This window comes from Paraburkholderia sp. SEWSISQ10-3 4 (assembly GCF_030464785.1).
Taxonomy (GTDB): Bacteria; Pseudomonadota; Gammaproteobacteria; order Burkholderiales; family Burkholderiaceae; genus Paraburkholderia; species Paraburkholderia aspalathi.
Genome location: NZ_JALPRI010000011.1, coordinates 137,784 through 157,043, shown reverse-complemented (window position 1 = coordinate 157,043; position 19,260 = coordinate 137,784). Strand labels below are relative to the sequence as shown.

Genomic DNA, 19,260 nt, shown 5'->3' with positions numbered 1-19,260 from the left:
TCCCCAGTTCATTTTCTTCTTGCCCTGCCGCGTGATGATGCGGCTAGGGATCACGAACAGCGAAAGCCCGCTGTCGTGGCTTAGTTACCCGTCTACGAGGTACTCAGAATGTTCACGAAGATTCTCGTCGCAATCAGTGCAAGTTCCGCCGACACCGTCCTGACGTCTGCCATTGAAGCCGCGCGAAAGTACAACGCAAACATTGTCGCACTCCATGTAGTCGACCCAACGCCCTGTTATCTGGCCGCCGCCGACTGTAACTATGGCCTGATCGTCGAGGCAATAACGGAACATGGTCGCAAAGTGACCACGCATGTCAGGAAAGTGCTGGACAATCAGGCTTGCACAGCGGAAGTCCGCATGGTTACGCTGCCGGCGTCCGGAATGACAATCGGTCGCGCGATCGCTATTGTTGCCGATGAGACGGGTGCTGACCTGATTCTTCTCGGCGAACGGAGTTCGTCCCCGTGGCGCTGGTTAGGTGAAGACGTGGCATCGGAGGTCGTACGCTGTTCCGGCACCCCAATCCAGGTCGCGGCCGCGAGGAGCAACCCGAGATCGGCGCATCGTGCCGGTGCACGTTGGGCTGATGCGTTTACCGTGCGCATGTGAAAATCCCCGCGTCTTCGCAAGGGCCGGCCGCTGAGCGTCTCTTCACGGCCAACAAACAGCGAGCTGACCGCTGGTCGCGGCTCGCTTCGACCATTCTTCACTTGACCAACGCGGAATTTTTACCCACAATCTTTCCCATGGAAACATAAGACTCGTTAACTTGACCGCCCCCCTACACCATCCCGCCATGAAAAACGGACCGTCTACAGCCCGCAAGACTCCTGTGCCGCCAAAGACAAAAACCCGAAAAAATATCGCCGAGCCCGTGCAAGACAAGCCCTATCATCATGGGTCGCTTCCGCACGCGCTGCTGGAGGCGGCCGAAACCGTCTTACGCCGCGACGGTATAGGCAGCTTAACGTTGCGCGCCATTGCCCGTGAGGCGGGCGTCTCGCATACAGCGCCCCAGCACCATTTCGGCGACACTGCAGGCGTGCTCAGCGAACTTGCCGCCAGCGGCCATCGGCGGCTGGCCGCGACCATGGCAGTCAAAGCGGAGGGCATCCCATCCGGGCCGGCCAGTCGAAAGGCCATTGCACGCGGCTACGTCAGCTTCGCGGTAGATAACCCCGATCTGCTTCGCCTGATGTTTCGCAGCGAGATGCTCGACAATACGCGGGCGTCGCTCGTCGACGCAAGACAGCTATCCGCACGTGCGTTGATGGGTGCCTTCGACGAGCAGCCCCAGCCTACGCCGGGCAAATCCGCGACGTTCGGCCGGTTGGATGCCGCGCAGGCTATTGCGATGACTGCGGGCTGGGCGTATGTTCACGGCCTTGCATCGCTGCTCATCGACGGTCGACTCAAAGCGTTGGCCGCGTCCGCCGAAGGTATCAGCAATACCGAAGAACTCGTGGATGCCGCGATTGAGCACATGCAACTCATTCATGACGCCAGTCTCAAGCTTAAGGCCAGGCAAGCCGCCAGCAAGCGACCGAAACCCGAGGCAGAGACGAGCGATTCGCCCTGAAAGACCGCTATTTTGAGTTTTTAGGCGGCGGCACAACACCGGCCGGTGTTCAATGCCGCCACTGCCTGGCAACCCTCCGCCTTGCAGGGTGTCGCGCATGGCGGCACCCACTTGCCTGCTCCAGGTAGGCAAACACCGCAGAATCAGGTTGGATCGCGCATCGACCTGCGCTAATTTTCACCTCATTTCCTTCGGAGAACATAGGTGATGCGGATCGACGATTCGCATCACCTAACCGACAGGAAGTCCATCATGTTCTCATTCTTCAACCAACCCGCACGTTCAACTGCCAACGGCGCAGGCCAGGTTTCCGTCAGTGAAATGGCGACGCAATCGACAACACTCGACGCAGGCGATGAAAAGAAGGCCGCTGACCAGCCGGCAACTTATGAGGAAATGTTTCCCTACTTGATGGTTGCGATGGTGACAGCCATCTGAGACCCGCCGTGCGGCAACAAGCGGCACTGTGTACCGCCGCCTGCCGCTGAACCAAGACGCACTGCTTCGCCGCGATGGTTGACCTGACCCGCTCGTGGCGAACCCTTAATCACCACGGCCAGTTTCCTGATCGCCCCGAACAAGGCCGCCTGATGCGCCACTCAGCCGACAGCCGAATCGCAGGAGCAACGCCCGCACTGTGGCCTGGCACCGCATCACAATTGCCGAGGGGACAAAGATGAGAATTCTGTTAATCGAAGACGATCTGCAGATTGGTCAAAGCCTGCTGCGCGCGCTCAAGGATGCCGACTTCAGCGTCGACTGGGTGAGAGACGGCTTCGCCGGACGCACCGCCCTCACCGGCACGGAGTACACCGTCGTATTGCTCGATCTGGGCTTGCCCGGCATGGACGGCATCGAACTCCTGAAGACGGCGCGCGCATCGGGAAACGCCGTGCCGGTGTTAATACTGACTGCCCGAGACGATCTCGACTCGCGCGTTCAGGGCCTCGACGTCGGCGCCGACGACTACCTTATCAAGCCCTTCGACGTGCCCGAACTGCTCGCGCGCATCCGCGCGGTGATCCGCCGCAAAGCCGGTTACGCGTCCTCGCGCCTGGGCGACGAGTCCCTATGCCTCGATCTCGGCAAACGCACGCTGACCTGCAAGGGTTCGAAAACCGTGCTGTCCGCGCGCGAATTCGCACTGATGCTGGCGTTCCTCGAGCGGCCCGGAACGATCCTCTCGCGCGAGCAACTGGAAGACCGTTTATACGGATGGGGTAAGGAAGTGGAAAGCAACGCGGTGGATGTGCTGATTCATTCGGTACGCAAGAAGTTCGGCCAGACGGTGATTCGCAATGTGCGCGGGCTCGGGTGGACAGTGATGCTTCCCGATGCCCCCGCGGGACAGACGCCGTAAGACTGCCGCGTATATGACGCCCCGCGACAGCGGGGCAATCGTCAGAAGCGGTGAATCACACCTGCAGCAACCGCGACCATGCTGCGTGAGGACGATGGCGTCGAGTTAAATCCGTCGCCGATGGAGGGAGTCGCTGAAATGATGGAAGCTCCATTCGGCCCCAGCGTCTGTCCGCCAGCTCGTTGATAGGCCTGCACCATATAAAGCCCCGTCCGCTTGGAGAGGCTATAGAACTCCGATAGCGAGGCTTGCTGATACTGTGCACCGTCCGTAATTCCATTGGCCTTGCTTGCACGCGTATAGCTGTAGCCGGCGGCGAAGTTCCACACCGCTGCCACTCTGACGTGAACCACCGCGCCAAACGTATTCCATACGGCAGTCGATTTGAAAGAAGAACCTGCTCCGGGGCTATATTGAACGTTTGAATACGACGCCGAAAGATCAAGATCAGGACTGAAAGCGTATCCCGCCGTCACCGCAAACCGGTTTTGTGCTGCGGCAGTCTGGTATCCGTTTGTGACAGACGAGATGCCTTGCTGGCCGTTATTTGTGGCAGTGGAGTTTGCGTTCCATGCTCCTCCTCCCGGGGTAGCATTGTTGAAGCGTTCGAAGCCTGCCCCAATTCCGAATGGACCCATCTGATACTTCGCGCCGGCGCTCCAACTTGAACCGGTATTCAGACTTCCCGGCGTACCGCCAAGCGCGTAGGAAGCGCTGGCCGTCAATCCATGGATCATTGGCGTTGTATACGAAGCCGTGTTGTTCGTCTTGTAATCCGTATCGAAGTTATCGAGGTCACCAGGATGTGCACCGGAGAACCCGGTCAGCCAAGTCGTCGGCGAATACGACGAAGTCATCCAGTAGTACGACATATATTGGCGACCGAGCGTCAAGCTACCGTATGCTTTGTCCTGCAAGCCAACCCACGCCTGCTGGGCGAACATAGCACCCGGAAACTGCGCGCTGCCATTTGCAGAATTGAAACGCGACATGAGATTAAAAATGGCGGACAGGCCGCCGCCCAGATCCTCACTCCCTTTCATGCCGAACTTGCTGCCCTCCCAGATTCCAGGCGAGAGTTGTACGTTGTGCGCGCCGTTTCTCGTGGAACCCAGTGTCGTCTGGCTGTTTGAGTAAGCAATGCCGTTATCGATCACACCATAGAGTGTCACACTGGTTTGTGCATGAGCGATGCACGGCACTGCGGTGACGCAAACTGCCGACAAGCCAGCGAACAGCCTGTTCTTTATTTTCACAACGATCTCCTCAGTACTTGTTGACTCGGTCGGGTCGACGACCGAGCCGCTTTCCACAAATTTGATCTGCAATCGCCCGCCTTTACGTTAGCGCTAACAAATCAGGTTAAAATTGTTGGCCTGGTCGAATGCCGTTCTGCTGCAAGGTTGATTGCCCTTTCATTAGCACGTGCCCTTCTCGATCTCTTCCAGACTCAACCCAGCCGTTTCGCGCAGACAATAGATCGCAAACAGCGTCGCGCCAAAGCAGCAGACTGAAAAGGTCCCAAACGCGGACTCAACACCCATCTCGAGTAGAACCGGGAACGTCGACGCGACAATGAAGTTCATCACGAACATCGAAAAAGCCGCAGCCGACATCGTGCGAGCACGAATGCGCATCGGAAGCAGTTCCGGCATCATCACCCAAACCAGTGGTCCCCAGCTGAAAGAAAACGCGGCCTTGAATACCGCCAGCGCACCTACCGCCACCACGCTGCCCATTGCAGTAGCCGGTCCGCCGAAGTGGAACACGCAGCCAAGCGTCGCCATGCTCAAACCCATCACGACAGAACCGCCGATCAGAAGCGGACGCCGTCCGATGCGGTCGACCACACGTGCGGCGAAGATCGTCATGATGATCGACAGTACACCGAGGCCCACGCTGTTCAGCAATGCGGTCGATTCGCCGAATCCCGCCGCGCGCAGAATGGTCGGCGCGTAGTACACGATCGTGTTGATGCCCAGTGCCTGTTGCAGCACCGCGAGACCGAATACAGCGATGACGGTAGGACGTAAGGCCCTGGATTTCAGCACATCGACGAGACGCACTTTCGACCCCACCTTGTTGGTCCCCTCGATTTCCCGCAGAGCCTCGGCTGCATCCTCGGGCGTATTGGTGATCTCGAGCACGCGACGCGCTTCCTGCACGCGCCCCTGGCGCACGAGCCAGCGCGGCGAATCCGGCTGGAAGATCATGCCGATCGTCAGAAAGATTGAAGGCACCGCCGCGAGACCGAGCATCCAGCGCCATTGGCCGTGCGCGGACAGCAGGTAGCAGACGACATATGAAATCAGAATGCCGGTTGCAATCGCCAATTGGTTTAGGGATGACAGGCCGCCCCGAGTATGCTTCGGCGAAATCTCAGCCAGGTAAAGCGGCACCTGCACCGTAGACACACCGATCGTGATGCCGATCAGCACACGAGCCACGATCAGGCTCAGCGGATTCGGCGCAAGCGCGGACAGTATCGACGTTACGATAAACATACTGCCCGCAGCGATCAGCATCTTGCGTGGGCCGAAGCGTTCTGCGAAACGCCCCGTGCCGAAGGCCCCCACCATCGCTCCGAGCAACAGCCCACCCACCACCATCCCTTGCAACTGCGCACTCAGTACCATGTCCTTGCGGATAAAGAGCAGTGCCCCTGCAATGACACCACTGTCATAGCCGAAAAGAATGCCGCCAAGCGCGCCAAAAAGGTAGGCGATTCGCGCGCGACTGCGCGACCTGGTTGGAAAATACGTCAGCGTGTCAGTTCCCATCTGTTGTCTCATCCATGTTTTCGTTTCATTTGCGTGGCCCGGATCATATGCCGGACTCCAGCGTCAGTTTGCGATGCAGGTCGTGTCCAATCCTAACCTCCGCGATTTCCTCCTAAAAAAGCAGGCAAGCAACACGCGCGAAGCGCCCCGTTCGCCTGCGGTCCTTCATCCGACTACCGACACTTGCGCCAGGCCCGCGTCGACAATCATATTCTGGCCAGTAACGGCCGCAGCCTGGTCCGACGCAAGGAATAGCACCATATCGGCGATGTGCTTCGCCTCGACCGGAAATTTCAGGCACTGCAGTTCGATGAATTGATGCGCATCGCCGGAATCAAACCACAGCGTCTTTTGCCGGTCCGTCAGGATGGGGCCCGGCAGCACTGCATTCACGCGAATGTTGTCGCCACCCAGCTCACGCGCCAGCGTGCGGGAGATACCGCTGATCGCCGCCTTCGCGGCGGTATAGGCGATGAGGTTGGGACGGCCGCGCAGCCACGAGATCGAGCCCATGTTGATGATCGCGCCGCCGCCTTCGCGCGCCATCGCCGGCGCGACACGCTGCGCTGCGAAGACGTGATGCGTGAGATTCGTGCGGATCATGTCTTCCCAGCGTTCGGGCGTCAGATCCTGCAATGGGCACCGATCATCCCGCCCCGCGTTGTTGACGAGCACGCGAATTGGTCCAAGCGCCGCTGCGGCCGCATCGAGTGTCGCCCGATACGCGTCGACGTCGCGAATGTCACAGCGTGCGAACCACGGACGTGACTCGGCCGGGTAACGCTCGCATAACGCATGGCCGTCGGCTTCGTTAAGATCGCAAAACGCAACGCGTGCGCGTTGTGCGACGAACGCCTCGACCAGCGTCGCGCCGATTCCCGATGCACCGCCCGACACGAACACGACGGTGTTCTCCAGCGAAGAATAGATTGCGCTCATCAGTAGGCCACCTTTAGCGGTGCGTGGTCGGCACAGCCCTTCATGCGGGCGAGTATCGCTTTCGCCTGCTGCATCATGAAAACGAGATCGGAGCCGACGGCGACGTAGTCATAACCCATCTCGACGAAACTCTTGACCATCTCGGGCGAAGGCCCGAGCGTGCCAATCGGCATACCAACCGCGCGGGCGCGTTGCGCCGCCGAGCGCATCAGCGTCTGTACGCGCTCATCCTGCAGGTTGCCCATACAACCTAGCGCCGCCGACAGATCGCCCGGACCGATGAACAGCGCATCGACGCCTTCGACTGCAGCGATCTCTTCGAGACGATCGATGGCCTCAGGTGTTTCCAGCTGCACAATGCACGTAGTCAGATCGTTCGCGAGCTTGCCGTAATCACTGAATGTACCGTAGCGGCTCGCGCGATGAACGCCCGCGAAACCGCGCTGCCCGAGCGGAGGATATTTTGCCGATGCCACGATCCGACGTGCCTGTTCGGCGCTTTGCACGTACGGAAACATCAGTGTTCGCGCGCCGAGATCGAGCGCCCGCTTCACGAGGGCAGGATCGTCACTGGTCGATACGCGCACAATCGGCGTTGCAGGCGTGCAATCGACGGCCTGAAGCATCTGCCAGGTGTCGCGAAAGTCGATTGGCCCGTGCTCCATATCGATTAGCAGCCAGTCAAATCCGCCATGCCCAAGCGCTTCCGCGTTACTCGGTGTTCCGGCCATCAGCCACGTGCCAAGCGGCGGAGCGGGCTGGTCGAGCAACGTGCGAAACGCGTTTGTGTCAGGCTGGTGCTTGCTCATCAGGAAACCTCTGCTATCAGTAGATCGGTGGCTCTACTGGCTCGTGCCAGCCCGCCAGAAAGTCGAAATCGCATCCTTCGTTCGCCTGTGTGACGTGCTCGAGAAAGAGCTTCGTGTAACCGCGCGGCGGTTTTTTCACATCCGGCTTCCATTGCGAGCGGCGCTGCTCCAACTCCTCGTCGGACAGTTGCACGTCAAGACGCCCCGCCGCCACGTCCAGGTCAATGACATCGCCCGTGCGGATCAATGCCAGCGGCCCCCCCGCGGCTGCCTCCGGTGCCACATGCAGCACACAGGTGCCGTAATGCGTGCCGCTCATACGCGCATCCGAGATGCGCACCATGTCGCGTACGCCCTTCTCCAACAGCTTTTTCGGAATCGGCAGATTGCCCCACTCAGGCATACCCGGGCCGCCGAGCGGGCCGCCATTGCGCAAAACGAGCACCGTGTTCTCATCGACATCGAGCTCGGGATCGTTGATGCGCGCGTTCAGGTCGACCATCGAATCGAATACCAGCGCGCGGCCGCTGTGCTTGCTGAACTTCCCGCTCGCACCACTCGGCTTGATCACGGCGCCCGCCGGCGCGAGATTGCCGCGTAACACGGCAAGCGCACCGGCTTCGCTGACGGGCCGCGCAAGCGGCCGCACGACTTCGTCGTCCTCGCATTGCGCGCCTTCGAGGTTGTCACCGAGCGTGCGACCGTTCACCGTCATGCTATTGAGTGACAGACGGTCGTGGACGCGTCGCAGCAGTGCCGGAAGGCCACCGGCATAGTAGAAGTCTTCCATCAGGTTCGAACCGGACGGCAGCACATTGGCCAGCACCGGCACCCCCTTCCCCAGCCGCTGGATATCCTCGAGCGTGAGCGATACATTGCCCCGGCCGGCGATGGCGATCAGATGGATCGCCGCGTTCGTCGAGCCGCCAATCGCCATATAGGCGGCAACGCCGTTGAGCACCGACTTTTCGTTGAAGAATGAAGATGGCTTCAGGTCCTCCCACACCATCTCGACGATGCGGGCACCACTTTCGGACGCCATCCGTGTATGCGCCGAGTCCATCGCAGGAATGCTGGCGGCATTGGGCAGCGTGAGACCCATTGCCTCGGCAATCAGTGTCATCGTGCTCGCTGTACCCATCGTGTTGCAGGTTCCGGGCGTTCGCGACATGTGCGATTCGAGCACAATCCACTCCTTGCCGCTCAGATGCCCGGCCTGCTTTTCATCCCAGAACTTGCGCGTATGGGTTCCCGCGCCGACCTTCTCACCCCGGTAGCGGTCATTGAGCATCGGCCCTGCCGGCACAAAGATGCAAGGCAGGTTGGCGCTGAACGCGCCCATCAGCAGACCCGGTACCGTCTTGTCGCAGCCACCCAGCAGCACGGCACCGTCGATGGGCAGCGAACGCAGTAGCTCCTCCACTTCCATCGCGAGGAAATTTCGGTAGAGCATCGTAGTCGGTTTGACCAGCACCTCGCCAAGCGACATAGCCGGCAATTCGAACGGCATGCCACCCGCCTGCAGGATGCCGCGCTTCACTGCTTCCGCACGCTCACGCAAATGCGCGTGGCATGGCGAGAGATCGCTCCATGTGTTGACGATCGCAATGACCGGGCGCGACATGAATTCCTCGCGCCGCAAGCCCATTTGCTGCAACCGCTGCCGGTGCGCAAACGAGCGCGTGTTATCGGGTGCTAACCAACGCTGGCTGCGGAGATCTTCGAGACGCTTCTTCACTTTTGACCTGGCTTCGATTGAGAAAAGATGCAGCTAACCTGGCGGAATTTAGAAACAGACCTAGTTAGCGCTAACTTTTTCCAGTATCTGTTAGCGCTCCCATCAAGTCAAACGAAGATCATTAAGGATTTGCCCTAGTCAGGTGACGTATCTGCGCAAACAGTTCAGGCCGTGACGGAAACAATCAGTGCGAAAGCGCATGAACCCGGTCGGAACGGCCGCAAGACGCTCACACGTCCATGTCCATGTCTATCTGGATCAGGTCGCCGCGATATAGCACTTCCGCGTAATAGATAACGACGCCTTGCGTGTCGTTGATGATCCGTTGGATGCGGGCGACCGGCGCATCGACAGGGATGCGCAGCAGATGGGCGGTCGCGGCGTCGGCGGTCGCGATCTTCAGCGTTTGTCGCGCACGCGCCATCGGCCGGGGATCGAACTCCATCAAGATCGGAATCACAGTCTCGTTGCGAAAGCGCTCGGGTGCCCGCGCGAATAGCCGCTCGTCGAGATAGAGCGCGATCACGCAATAGGGCGCGTTGCCGGTCGAATGCACGCGCTTCATGTACGTGTAGGCGGCGGCGAGTTCGCCGTCTGCGGCAGTGATGGGAGGCACCCGAGTGTTCTCTTCGATGGTCAATAGCTCAGGTGTGGTCGCGCGGTACGTGTCCGCGAGTTCGTCGAGGCTGGTGACGACATGGACCGGTTTGTGCACTGCCGCCGGCGCGTTCACGAACGTACCGCGGCCTCGCATTGGGATCAGGAGGCCCTCGGTCGTCAGCGTCTGCACCGCCTGGCGCGCGGTCACACGCGCCACCCCGAATTCGTCGGCGATCTGCTCCAGTGTCGGCACAGCTTCGCCGTTGCGCCAGACACCGCGCGTGATTCGATCCCGCAGATCACCGGCGATCTGCACGTAAAGAGGAATGGGACTGGACGACGAGGCACGCATGGTTCGCATGAGACTGGTGGACAGAAGCGTTGCACGCGATGGGCGATTCGCACCATCACGCACGCATGCTGTTGAGTTTGGAATACCTGTATAGTACTATAAACCATACTTTATTACTTTACTACCCTGCATGGGGATCCGCGCACCCGCCGACGGACTGTGAGATACACGCCATGACCGATCTTGAACCCGACCATCCCCCTCTGACCCGCACCACCATCGCGCGTATCGAGACCTATGTTCTGCGCTGCCCGATCGATACCCCAGTGAGAACCTCCTTTGGCGTCATGCACGAGCGGCCCGCGCTGTTCGTTAAAGTCGTCGACCGTGACGGCGCAACGGGCTGGGGCGAGGTGTGGTGCAACTTCCCGTCATGCGGCGCCGAGCATCGTGCGGCCCTCATCGAAACCTTGTTCGCGCCGCTGCTGCAAGGCCAACATGTCACTCATCCGGGCGCGATCTTCGAGCAGCTGACGAAGGACACTGCTGTCCTCGCGCTGCAATCGGGCGAGCCGGGCCCCATTGCCCAGGCGATCGCCGGTATTGATCTTGCCCTTTGGGACCTGCAGGCACGGCGCGCCAACCTTCCTCTTTGGCAGTTGCTCGGCGGCAGTGGCGATGAGATCGCCATTTATGCGAGCGGCCTCAATCCGACGGGTGTGGCAACGCTCGTCGCCGATCGACTCGAACAAGGTTTTGAGGCCTTCAAGCTGAAAGTCGGCTTCGGGCGCGAACGCGATGCAGCAAATCTGGCGGCGCTGCGCGAAATCATCGGGCCACAGCGCCGCCTGATGGTCGACGCCAACCAGGCGTGGGATATCGACACCGCGCTCGCCATGACTGAAGTGCTCGAGCGGCACGATCCCGACTGGCTCGAAGAGCCGTTGCGTTGCGATCGCCCCATTGCTGAGTGGCAGATGTTGAGCGCGCGCAGTTCGGTGCCGATTGCCGCCGGCGAGAACATGGCGGACCAGGCCGAGTTCGTAGAGGCGATAGTCAGCGGCGCCTTCGGCGTGATCCAGCCCGATGCTGCCAAATGGGGTGGCATTTCGGGCACGTTGGCGATTGCGCAAGCCGTCCAGCAAGCGGGACTCACCTACTGTCCGCACTATCTGGGAGCCGGCGTCGGTTTGCTCGCATCGGCGCACCTGCTCGCCGCGGCGGGAAACAGCAACGGCCGCGGCATGCTCGAAGTGGACGCCAACCCGAACCCTCTGCGCTCGCTCCTTTGCGGGCCGATCGAGATACCTGTGAACGGCCGGGTTCGTCTTGGTCATGCGCCGGGTATCGGTGTCACCCCTGACATTGAAGCGCTGGCTCGCCAGATAGCCGCACGGCCATGAGCTTGCGGGCACAGGCCACACTGCTCGACTTTCTCCTCACCTCTATTTTCAATCGATGAACGCTACCGTACCGTCCTATCCCGATACACACCTGTATATCAACCAGACCTGGCGCGCCACCGCACACACGCAGCCGGTCATTGATCCTTCCAGCGAGGTCCAGATCGGCCTGGTATCGCTCGCCTCAGAAGCCGATCTCGCTGAAGCCGTCAAGGCGGCCCAGAGCGGTTTCGAAATCTGGCGCAGGGTACCCGCCTTCGAGCGCAGCAAACTGATGCGCCGTGCTGCGCAACTGATTCGAGAACGCGCCGACGACATCGCCCGCACCATGACGATGGAGCAAGGGAAGCCGCTCGCTGAGTCGCGAATCGAAACGCTCGCCTCAGCCGAAGTCGTCGAGTGGTTTGCCGAAGAAGCGCGGCGCACCTACGGCCGCGTCATTCCTGCGCGCGTCGACGGCGTCCGGCAAATCGTCACGCGCGAACCGGTGGGACCTGTCGCGGCTTTCACACCGTGGAATTTCCCGATCAATCAGGCTGTACGCAAGATCTCCGCCGCCCTCGCAACCGGATGCTCCGTTATCCTGAAGGGTCCGGAAGAGACTCCAGCCAGTTGTGCGGCCCTCGTACGCGCATTCGCCGACGCTGACCTGCCAGCCGGTGTGTTGAATCTCGTTTTCGGCGTGCCCGCCGAAGTGTCCGCCTTTCTGATTGCACATCCCGTCATCCGCAAGATCTCCTTTACCGGCTCGACGGCGGTGGGCAAGCTCCTTGCCGCGCAGGCCGGCAAACATATGAAGCGCATGACGATGGAGCTCGGCGGCCATGCGCCCGCCCTTGTTTTCGCGGATACCGACGTGCCTCGGGCAGCGCGCTTACTCGCCGCCGCCAAGTTCCGCAACGCGGGGCAAGTCTGCGTTTCGCCCACGCGCTTTCTCGTGGAAGAAGCGGCATTCGATGAATTCGTCGAGCACTTTGTCAGCGAAACGCGCGACATCATGGTCGGCAATGGGCTGGGCGAGGGTGTGCGGATGGGTCCGCTCGTCAACGAGCGGCGCCTTCAGGCGATGCAGGAACTCGTGGCCGACGCCGTCGGCCACGGTGCCAAAGTCCTGACGGGCGGTACGCGCATTGGCAGCAAAGGCTACTTCTTCGCGCCCACCGTGCTCGCGAATGTCGCCTCGTCCTCTCGCATCATGCACGAAGAGCCATTCGGCCCCATTGCGCCTGTCTCAACCTTCAGGACCTTCGACGAGGCCGTGGCCGAGGCAAACCGCCTACCGTTCGGCTTAGCCGCCTATGCCTACACGCGTTCGAGCGAGAAACTTGCTGCGGTGGGGGTGTTGATCGAAAGCGGCATGGTATCGATCAACCATCACGGGCTTGGACTGCCCGAAGCGCCCTTCGGCGGAATCAAGGATTCCGGATACGGTTCGGAAGGAGGGACGGAGGCACTCGATGCGTATCTGAACACAAAGTTCGTGTCCGAGCATCGCTAATCGCACAGACGCTGAATGACACGGCCCCGCAAACATGGACCGCCACCCCTCTGCGGCGCCCCACATCCATCGTCAGGGAAGGCCCCCGGTTGCCGATGTTACGAACTCACGTGCTTTCCCGTTCGACGATCTCGTAGGGCAAATCGCTAAGTTGCTCGGGTTCATCAGCCGAGGTGCCGCTGCCCGCCTCCCCTAGCGCCTGGAGGATGCGCAGCGCGGCGATGCGGCCGATGTCGTAACGCGGTGGACGGACCGTCGTCAGCGAAGGCACCAGTTTGTCCGAAATAGAAAGGTCACCAAAGCCCATGATCGCGCATGTCTCGGGAATGGGTATGCGTTGATGAATACCGTGCAGCAATGCGCCGGCCGCCAGATTGTCGTTGGCGAAGATGATGGCGTCAGCGGGACGACGGCCACGGGTCAAAGATTCGAAGGCAATCATCCCGGCATCGAGCGGGCTCTTGACGGTCGGACGGTATTCGAGCGGTGTGAGCCCCAGCTCTTCCATCATTGCCGTGTATCCCTCAGCACGACGATCGGCCCCAACATCATGCTGATGCGTCGGATGGACAAAAACGATTCGGCGATACCCTCGACCATGAAGGTACTGTACACAGTCGCGGCCAACGTTGACGTTGGAAAAGCCGACCGCAATCTGATTGGCCTTGGGCTTGTTGCTCCACGTATGCACGATAGGCACGCCCGCGGAGGCAAGCAGTTCACCTGTCTTGCGCGTATGCCGCTGACTGGTCAGGATGATCGCCGCGGGCGACCAGCCAAGAAATGCGCGCACGGCCGCCTCTTCCTCCTCCGCGGAATAGTCGCTTGTGGCAAGGAGCAGTTGGTAGCCATTGGAACGCAAGGTATCCGTCACGCCTTGAACGGTTTCCGCATAGACACCGCCCGCGATATGAGGGATCACCATTCCAATCGATTTACCGCGCGCCGAAGCAAGCGAGCCAGCAAAGACGTTACGCACGTAGCCCGTTTTCTCGATGGCTGCCGCAATGCGCTCCTGCAAGTCCGGTCCCACCATATCGCGGCTATTGAAGTAACGGGAGACTGTCATGTGAGACACGCCTGCGAGTGCGGCAACGTCGTGCAACCTGACCCGACCTGCGCCGCGTCGTTTGCGGAGTGGCTGTGACATACAGAATTGTTCCTCAGAGAATGCCGGTTGGCCGATATCAATGGCTCGAGATACTAGCGTATGATAGCGCTACCAAAAAATGGCTGCGTATTCCCTCGGCGAAACATCATGAACGGCAGGGAATGCGCTCAGCGCCGGGAGCCCACGTTTATACCTGACCGGCTCGCAAACGTGCAATACGCGCGGAGGCCGAGGCCGTGCTGTGCCCCCCATGATTCCGAGGCTTTAGAAGAAAGCATGAAACGTTTCGAATGCGTTTTGGAAAGGCAGGCAGCGGTCGGTGAATGTCCACGCTGGGACGAAAGGCTTCAGCGACTTTGGTGGGTGGATATCTTCGCGCTGGCGCTGCATTGTTACGATCCTGAGAGCGGCGAAGACATGTCGATCGAGATGCCGGAACACATCGGCAGCTTTGCACTGACCGAAGATGGCGGCTTCGTAGCCGCGATGCGAAGCGATATCTGGCTACTCGATTGCGCCGGCCGGCCCCTGCGGCAACTGTGTCCCAATCCTGGCGATGCGAAGACGACCCGTTTCAACGATGGCCGTTGCGATGCTCACGGTCGATTCTGGGTTGGCACCATCGACGAAACACGAGTCAGCAACGCCGCCGCACTGTATCGACTGGACGGCGAGCAGTTGGTCCGGATAGACGACGGCTTGCTGAATTCCAACGGCCTGGCGTTCAGTCCAGACGGACGCTGGCTCTATCACTCCGATACGCCACGCTTTTCCATCTATCGCCGATCGTACGATGCGACTACCGGTATTGCTGGCGAGCGGGAGCCATGGGTCAATTTCGGTCCGTCCGAAACGGGCCAGCGTCGTCCCGATGGAGCCGCAGTCGACGCTGAAGGCTACTATTGGTCCGCGCTATACGATGCCGGTCGTGTTGTGCGGATTTCGCCTGCCGGCAAAATCGTTGCCGAGTATGAGCTTGCCGCGCGGTGCCCGACCATGTGTGCGTTCGGCGGCCCGGACCTACGTACTTTGTACGTTACGACGGCGCGACACGGGCGATCGGCAGCCGAGCTCGAGGCACTACCGCTGTCAGGCGGCGTGTTTGCAATGAAAACGGACGTGCCTGGAATGATCGAACCGCGCTGCGCCCTGCGCACGACCTGATTGTCCACACACCGCATTTGGCCTGCTTGCCAGAATTAACCTGTCCCTACGAACCAATCTAGATCGTCAGTTCCGGTAGATCTTAATCGGCCGGTACGACGGGGACCGAGCTCTGGTCGGCAGTATCGCTATATCGCGTGGATAGAGGAAAGACGAAAGCCAGATGATCAGAAGCATCTGGCCTCCGACGGCTATACCCGCCTTTTCAGCAAGTCGCTGAGGTCGATACCGTTCTTGGCTTCAGCCATTAGGTGATCCGGCGTCGGGCCCTTACGAGTGAGATCGACGAGAGCCTGATTCAGATCCACATACGGCCGCATACGGTGTTCGTATGCAGCAAACGCCCGCGCCGGCTCATCCCAGTACCGAACCAGTTCGCAAGCCAGCACGAAAGCGCCGACGAGCCCGAGACTCGTGCCTTGACCCGAGAAAGGGGATGCGCAATGTGCCGCGTCACCGGCAAGCACGACACGGCCTTTAGACCATGACGGCATGCGGATCTGCGCGAGCTCGTTGTAATAGAACTGATCGGTCGTCTTCATTGCGTCGATGAAGCGGGGAAATCCGCCCTTCAGGTGAGCGCACTGCCCGGCCACAAGCTGCTTTTGCGCATTCGTATCGCTGCGGGACATCGCAGATCCCGGAGCCGCGAAGCCAACGCCAATCCGGAGTTCGCTCTTGTCGTGGCTGGGATAGATCACGTAGCCGACGCCCTCCTCCCGGTACCCAAGTTGCCAATCGATCAGATCGATCAGGTTCGGCGTCGAAAAAAGGGCGAGAACTACGCCCAATGGGTGAACCACCGTGGATTCATCGTCGAAACACTGCCTGCGGACATTCGAGTAGATGCCGTCGGCACCGATCAGGAGATCGAATTTCCGGTTCACGCCGCTCGCGAACGTCACCACCACGCTGTCGCCCTGATCGTCGATCGCGCGGATGCTGTCGTTGTAGACGAATTCGACGCGTTCGCTCATCGCGCCCATCAGAAGCTCGCACAAGTCATCGCGGAAAATTTCGATGTCGTCGCTGTCGAGCCGGCCAGCACTGAAGGTGCGTTCTTCGGTACGTTGTGTCTCGTTGCCGTTGGCGTCGAGCATCGACATGCCCTTCAGGCGCGTTCGCAACGCACGGGCGTCCTCGAGCAATCCCATCTCCTTGACAACATCGAGCGCGACGCCCCGAATGTCGACGGCCTGGCCGCCCCGGCGAAATGCCGGGGCCAGCTCGATCAGCGTCGTGGCAAACCCGGCGCGACCCAGCCAGTATGCCAGTGCCAGTCCCGTGACGCCTGCACCGGAAATCAATACGTTTCCATTCATCATAGGCACCGTCGTTATCTGGCATGCAGGATTAATATGAGTTGAACGCTTGTTTTGAAACTCGCGTTCGCTGGCCCTAGCATAGGCGAAAATATACGCTGAATCACCTAACCGAATGAGGCGCTTGCGTGACGGGTGGGCAGCTTTGCGGCTCGTGCGGGTCTGTCGGCAGATCCGGCCGATACATCGTCACTGCCTCTTCCCAGCGACTCACGACAGGCTAAATTGAACGAATCAACAACACGCACAAACGGCGATGCCTCATGCACGCCCTGAGCCAGTAGAAAATAGCAAAGATACGGAAAAATCTGCTCGCTCAGTATTTGACTGCACTCCACCGGTAGCATCGCGGTGATGTTATCTATCGCCATGACATCGATGCCCTCGGGCGTTCGAAACACGGGTTGCGCAAAGTTAGTCGGCGCCGAATAAATCGGGATCGGGTTGTCTGGATGTGTCGGCTCGCAGCTCACATCGCCAATCAGTGCGATGCGGGTATCGGCGTTGATCATGTCCTTCGACAAAAATATCGGCGTATCTTTGGATAGCTTGATGCAGTTGAATATGATGTCGTACTGATGCAGCAACGCCCTTCGCTGGATATAGTCATTCGTAATCTTCGGCGACCGATCGAATCCAAGCCCAACCTCGTCGAGCAGATGCGCGACCCCGCTGCCCGACTTTCCACGATGTCCGACGACCAGGATCCTGGGAATTGGCACATGCGCAGTGACCAGTGAACGCGCGTACGCGACCAGTTCGGCACAACTGGCGAACTGCAACGGCACGCGATACGCTCCTGTGCGTTCACATTGCCTCTGCTTCCAGATGTCCAGACAGGCCGTTGCGGCACACAATCCAGCCAGGTAGCCGGCGCCGCCTGTAACGAGCTGTGCGCCTGAGGGGTCCTTGATCTGCTCCAGATCGTAAAGAAACCCACCGCCGCTCTTGAATCGCTCGAGCAAATCAACTGAACCTGTTTGTCTCTCGTAGGCATGCGCAAAGTAGAAGTGTCGATGCCTCAGCGGAAAGGACGCCTCCGGAAGCTCCTTAAGACCCAGAATTAACGTGTCCCTACTGGCGAATCTCCAGCTACCCTTTTCGACAAGAATGCAGCCTTGCTTCCGATATGCCGAGTTGCTAAAAATTCGGTCCCGCGACGCTTCAACACACACACGATAGCCATTTTTGACCAGTATTCGCGCGTGAGCGGGGATCAATGGGGTTCGCCGTTCGTTCAGCTTGGTTTCGGCGCGTAGCCACAGGGTATGCATCATTTTCTCTCCTGGATGCAGGATGAACTGCGTCGATCAGCGTGCCTGAAGTCAAGACGTCAGTGAATCTTCACGCACAGGTTCTTCAATCAGGTCTTCAAAGAAGCGCCGTTCAAGCCCGCGGAACCTGGCATAGTCCCGGCAAAGCTCCTCGCGACTGTCCGCCAGGAACATGGCATAGCCAGGGTGACCCAGTGAATACTGGGTTCTTTCGAGATTCCCACCCGCCTGGATTGCGAGTTTGATGCTCATCAAACTTGGGATCTCGAAGAATCCATTCAAACCGATCTCGGATCTGATCCGACCACTGACGTCGGCGGACATATAGACGAAGCGCGCAAACCTGGACGGGGCGTCTGAATAGAGTGCTGTCCTGCTGGAAAAAAGATGCGGGGCGATCAGGCTATCTGCAAGGACGGAGATCTGGCTGTATCCATGGCACTCTTCAACAATCGAGAAGTCCAGTCCGCCGGCCAACCTCGCCCCTGTCTCGATCAGACGCGGGCCATCCGCAGTGAGCATGACTTCGGAATGAGCCGGACCATTTCGTATCTGCAGCGCGTCGAGAACTTCCCCGACGTAGCTCGAAACAGTGGCGAATTCCGGCGACTGTCGGCTCACGGAATCGGAGTACTCGTCAATCAGAAAGGTATTCTCATGGTGATTCACATCCAGCCAGACATCGGTGACGAAATGTGTTCCCTCAACCGATACCGTGTTGACAACATAGTGTCGTCCCTCAAGAAATTCCTGAATCACGTATTCGTCGTTCACTTTTCCTGTGCAGTTGATCTTGTTGATATTCTTTTCGAAGACACTCACAATCTCTCGCTCGTTCTCACAGATTCCCACGCCGTCCGAATAGCCGCCAAGACTTGGCTTCATGACGACCCGCGTAAAGTCATTGCTGCGATACCAGGAGAGTAATCCGTCTATCCTGTTCGACACGAACTGTTCCGAGCAGGCGACGCCCTCATGCCTGAGCGCTTCGATCATGTGATATTTGTGTCGATGGAACCGCCAGCTACCCGCCGGATTCCTGGGAACGTCGAAACACTGGGCTATCTTGTTCGCAGCCACTACGCCCGTATCTCCTGCCGCCAGTACGGCTTTCACGCTGTACCTGTTCAACTTGGCGACGAGATCGGTGATGGCCCAGTCATCGTCGGAGGGAAGCCGGAACTCTGTTGTAAAACAGCTGGAGTTGCCGGGCTTCTTGCGCGACAAATCGCCAACATCGACGTGGATGCATTGATAGCCCCGCCCCTGCAACGTTGGGGCGATATAGTAGCCCTTGGAATCGGCGCCAACGATAACAACTGCTTGCCTTTGCTGTTTCATGTTATGTGCTCTCCAGAATCTGAATGGAATGCAGTGCGGGAAATTTG

The 19,260-nt window shown here is 59.5% G+C and carries 17 protein-coding genes; 7 read left to right on the top strand and 10 right to left on the bottom strand.

Going from position 1 to position 19,260, the window contains the following annotated elements:
• Positions 1-108 precede the first annotated feature (108 nt).
• The 4 genes from M0D68_RS21225 to M0D68_RS21210 all read left to right on the top strand — a co-directional run bounded on the left by M0D68_RS21225 (position 109) and on the right by M0D68_RS21210 (position 2,942).
• Positions 109-612 (top strand): universal stress protein, encoded by a 504-nt coding sequence (locus M0D68_RS21225; protein WP_256457990.1) that lies wholly within the window; start codon positions 109-111, stop codon positions 610-612.
• Positions 613-799: 187 nt separating this feature from the next.
• Entirely contained in the window at positions 800-1,582 is a 783-nt protein-coding gene (locus M0D68_RS21220) for a TetR/AcrR family transcriptional regulator (RefSeq protein WP_256457989.1), read from the top strand.
• 252 nt (positions 1,583-1,834) lie between these two features.
• Positions 1,835-2,020 carry a hypothetical protein gene (locus M0D68_RS21215; RefSeq protein WP_211701525.1) on the top strand — a complete coding sequence of 62 codons (186 nt, stop codon included), beginning with the start codon at positions 1,835-1,837 and terminating at the stop codon, positions 2,018-2,020.
• A gap of 238 nt (positions 2,021-2,258) precedes the next feature.
• Positions 2,259-2,942 carry a response regulator transcription factor gene (locus tag M0D68_RS21210; RefSeq protein ID WP_211701526.1) on the top strand — a complete coding sequence of 228 codons (684 nt, stop codon included), beginning with the start codon at positions 2,259-2,261 and terminating at the stop codon, positions 2,940-2,942.
• 41 nt (positions 2,943-2,983) lie between these two features.
• On the opposite strand, the gene M0D68_RS21205 is transcribed toward M0D68_RS21210, so the two are convergent.
• The 6 genes from M0D68_RS21205 to M0D68_RS21180 all read right to left on the bottom strand — a co-directional run bounded on the left by M0D68_RS21205 (position 2,984) and on the right by M0D68_RS21180 (position 10,169).
• Positions 2,984-4,192: a porin gene (locus tag M0D68_RS21205; protein ID WP_256458321.1), complete on the bottom strand. Its 1,209-nt coding sequence runs from the start codon at positions 4,190-4,192 to the stop codon at positions 2,984-2,986.
• 168 nt (positions 4,193-4,360) lie between these two features.
• The gene (locus tag M0D68_RS21200) at positions 4,361-5,722 is read right to left on the bottom strand and encodes a sugar porter family MFS transporter (RefSeq protein WP_256457987.1); all 1,362 of its coding nucleotides are present in this window, start codon (positions 5,720-5,722) and stop codon (positions 4,361-4,363) included.
• Positions 5,723-5,887: 165 nt separating this feature from the next.
• Positions 5,888-6,661: an SDR family NAD(P)-dependent oxidoreductase gene (locus tag M0D68_RS21195; RefSeq protein ID WP_256457986.1), complete on the bottom strand. Its 774-nt coding sequence runs from the start codon at positions 6,659-6,661 to the stop codon at positions 5,888-5,890.
• Positions 6,661-7,470: an HpcH/HpaI aldolase/citrate lyase family protein gene (locus tag M0D68_RS21190; protein WP_266225285.1), complete on the bottom strand. Its 810-nt coding sequence runs from the start codon at positions 7,468-7,470 to the stop codon at positions 6,661-6,663. Before M0D68_RS21190 ends, M0D68_RS21195 begins: the two co-directional genes overlap by 1 nt.
• 16 nt (positions 7,471-7,486) lie before the next feature.
• Positions 7,487-9,208, bottom strand: a complete 1,722-nt coding sequence (araD, locus tag M0D68_RS21185) for an L-arabinonate dehydratase (protein WP_266225284.1) — start codon at positions 9,206-9,208, stop codon at positions 7,487-7,489.
• A gap of 229 nt (positions 9,209-9,437) precedes the next feature.
• The gene (locus tag M0D68_RS21180; RefSeq protein ID WP_266225283.1) at positions 9,438-10,169 is read right to left on the bottom strand and encodes a GntR family transcriptional regulator; all 732 of its coding nucleotides are present in this window, start codon (positions 10,167-10,169) and stop codon (positions 9,438-9,440) included.
• A gap of 29 nt (positions 10,170-10,198) precedes the next feature.
• On the opposite strand from M0D68_RS21180, the gene M0D68_RS21175 reads away from it, so the two are divergent.
• Together M0D68_RS21175 and M0D68_RS21170 are read left to right on the top strand one after the other, a co-directional pair.
• Positions 10,199-11,503 carry a mandelate racemase/muconate lactonizing enzyme family protein gene (locus M0D68_RS21175; protein ID WP_266225281.1) on the top strand — a complete coding sequence of 435 codons (1,305 nt, stop codon included), beginning with the start codon at positions 10,199-10,201 and terminating at the stop codon, positions 11,501-11,503.
• Positions 11,504-11,558: 55 nt separating this feature from the next.
• On the top strand, positions 11,559-13,001 hold the full coding sequence (locus M0D68_RS21170) for an NAD-dependent succinate-semialdehyde dehydrogenase (RefSeq protein WP_266225279.1): 1,443 nt from the start codon (positions 11,559-11,561) through the stop codon (positions 12,999-13,001).
• Between the two features lie 106 nt (positions 13,002-13,107).
• On the opposite strand, the gene M0D68_RS21165 is transcribed toward M0D68_RS21170, so the two are convergent.
• Entirely contained in the window at positions 13,108-14,106 is a 999-nt protein-coding gene (locus tag M0D68_RS21165; RefSeq protein WP_266225277.1) for a LacI family DNA-binding transcriptional regulator, read from the bottom strand.
• Between the two features lie 282 nt (positions 14,107-14,388).
• Between M0D68_RS21165 and M0D68_RS21160 the strand changes: the two genes are divergently transcribed.
• Entirely contained in the window at positions 14,389-15,276 is an 888-nt protein-coding gene (locus tag M0D68_RS21160) for an SMP-30/gluconolactonase/LRE family protein (protein ID WP_266225276.1), read from the top strand.
• A 191-nt stretch (positions 15,277-15,467) separates the two neighbouring features.
• Here the strand turns inward: M0D68_RS21160 and M0D68_RS21155 are convergent, their stop codons facing one another.
• The 3 genes from M0D68_RS21155 to M0D68_RS21145 all read right to left on the bottom strand — a co-directional run bounded on the left by M0D68_RS21155 (position 15,468) and on the right by M0D68_RS21145 (position 19,213).
• Positions 15,468-16,601, bottom strand: a complete 1,134-nt coding sequence (locus tag M0D68_RS21155; protein ID WP_266225274.1) for an FAD-dependent monooxygenase — start codon at positions 16,599-16,601, stop codon at positions 15,468-15,470.
• Positions 16,602-16,705: 104 nt separating this feature from the next.
• Positions 16,706-17,875, bottom strand: a complete 1,170-nt coding sequence (locus tag M0D68_RS21150; protein ID WP_266225272.1) for an alanine dehydrogenase/PNT domain protein — start codon at positions 17,873-17,875, stop codon at positions 16,706-16,708.
• A gap of 48 nt (positions 17,876-17,923) precedes the next feature.
• Positions 17,924-19,213, bottom strand: a complete 1,290-nt coding sequence (locus M0D68_RS21145) for an ATP-grasp domain-containing protein (RefSeq protein ID WP_266225271.1) — start codon at positions 19,211-19,213, stop codon at positions 17,924-17,926.
• Positions 19,214-19,260: the final 47 nt, after the last annotated feature.

Coding starts and splice junctions, on each gene's coding strand:
- M0D68_RS21225 (WP_256457990.1), top strand. CDS start 109: ATGTTCACGAAGATTCTCGTCGCAATCAGTGCAAGTTCCGCCGACACC.
- M0D68_RS21220 (WP_256457989.1), top strand. CDS start 800: ATGAAAAACGGACCGTCTACAGCCCGCAAGACTCCTGTGCCGCCAAAG.
- M0D68_RS21215 (WP_211701525.1), top strand. CDS start 1,835: ATGTTCTCATTCTTCAACCAACCCGCACGTTCAACTGCCAACGGCGCA.
- M0D68_RS21210 (WP_211701526.1), top strand. CDS start 2,259: ATGAGAATTCTGTTAATCGAAGACGATCTGCAGATTGGTCAAAGCCTG.
- M0D68_RS21200 (WP_256457987.1), bottom strand. CDS start 5,722: ATGGGAACTGACACGCTGACGTATTTTCCAACCAGGTCGCGCAGTCGC.
- M0D68_RS21195 (WP_256457986.1), bottom strand. CDS start 6,661: ATGAGCGCAATCTATTCTTCGCTGGAGAACACCGTCGTGTTCGTGTCG.
- M0D68_RS21190 (WP_266225285.1), bottom strand. CDS start 7,470: ATGAGCAAGCACCAGCCTGACACAAACGCGTTTCGCACGTTGCTCGAC.
- M0D68_RS21180 (WP_266225283.1), bottom strand. CDS start 10,169: ATGCGAACCATGCGTGCCTCGTCGTCCAGTCCCATTCCTCTTTACGTG.
- M0D68_RS21175 (WP_266225281.1), top strand. CDS start 10,199: ATGGGCGATTCGCACCATCACGCACGCATGCTGTTGAGTTTGGAATAC.
- M0D68_RS21170 (WP_266225279.1), top strand. CDS start 11,559: ATGAACGCTACCGTACCGTCCTATCCCGATACACACCTGTATATCAAC.
- M0D68_RS21160 (WP_266225276.1), top strand. CDS start 14,389: ATGAAACGTTTCGAATGCGTTTTGGAAAGGCAGGCAGCGGTCGGTGAA.
- M0D68_RS21155 (WP_266225274.1), bottom strand. CDS start 16,601: ATGATGAATGGAAACGTATTGATTTCCGGTGCAGGCGTCACGGGACTG.
- M0D68_RS21150 (WP_266225272.1), bottom strand. CDS start 17,875: ATGATGCATACCCTGTGGCTACGCGCCGAAACCAAGCTGAACGAACGG.
- M0D68_RS21145 (WP_266225271.1), bottom strand. CDS start 19,213: ATGAAACAGCAAAGGCAAGCAGTTGTTATCGTTGGCGCCGATTCCAAG.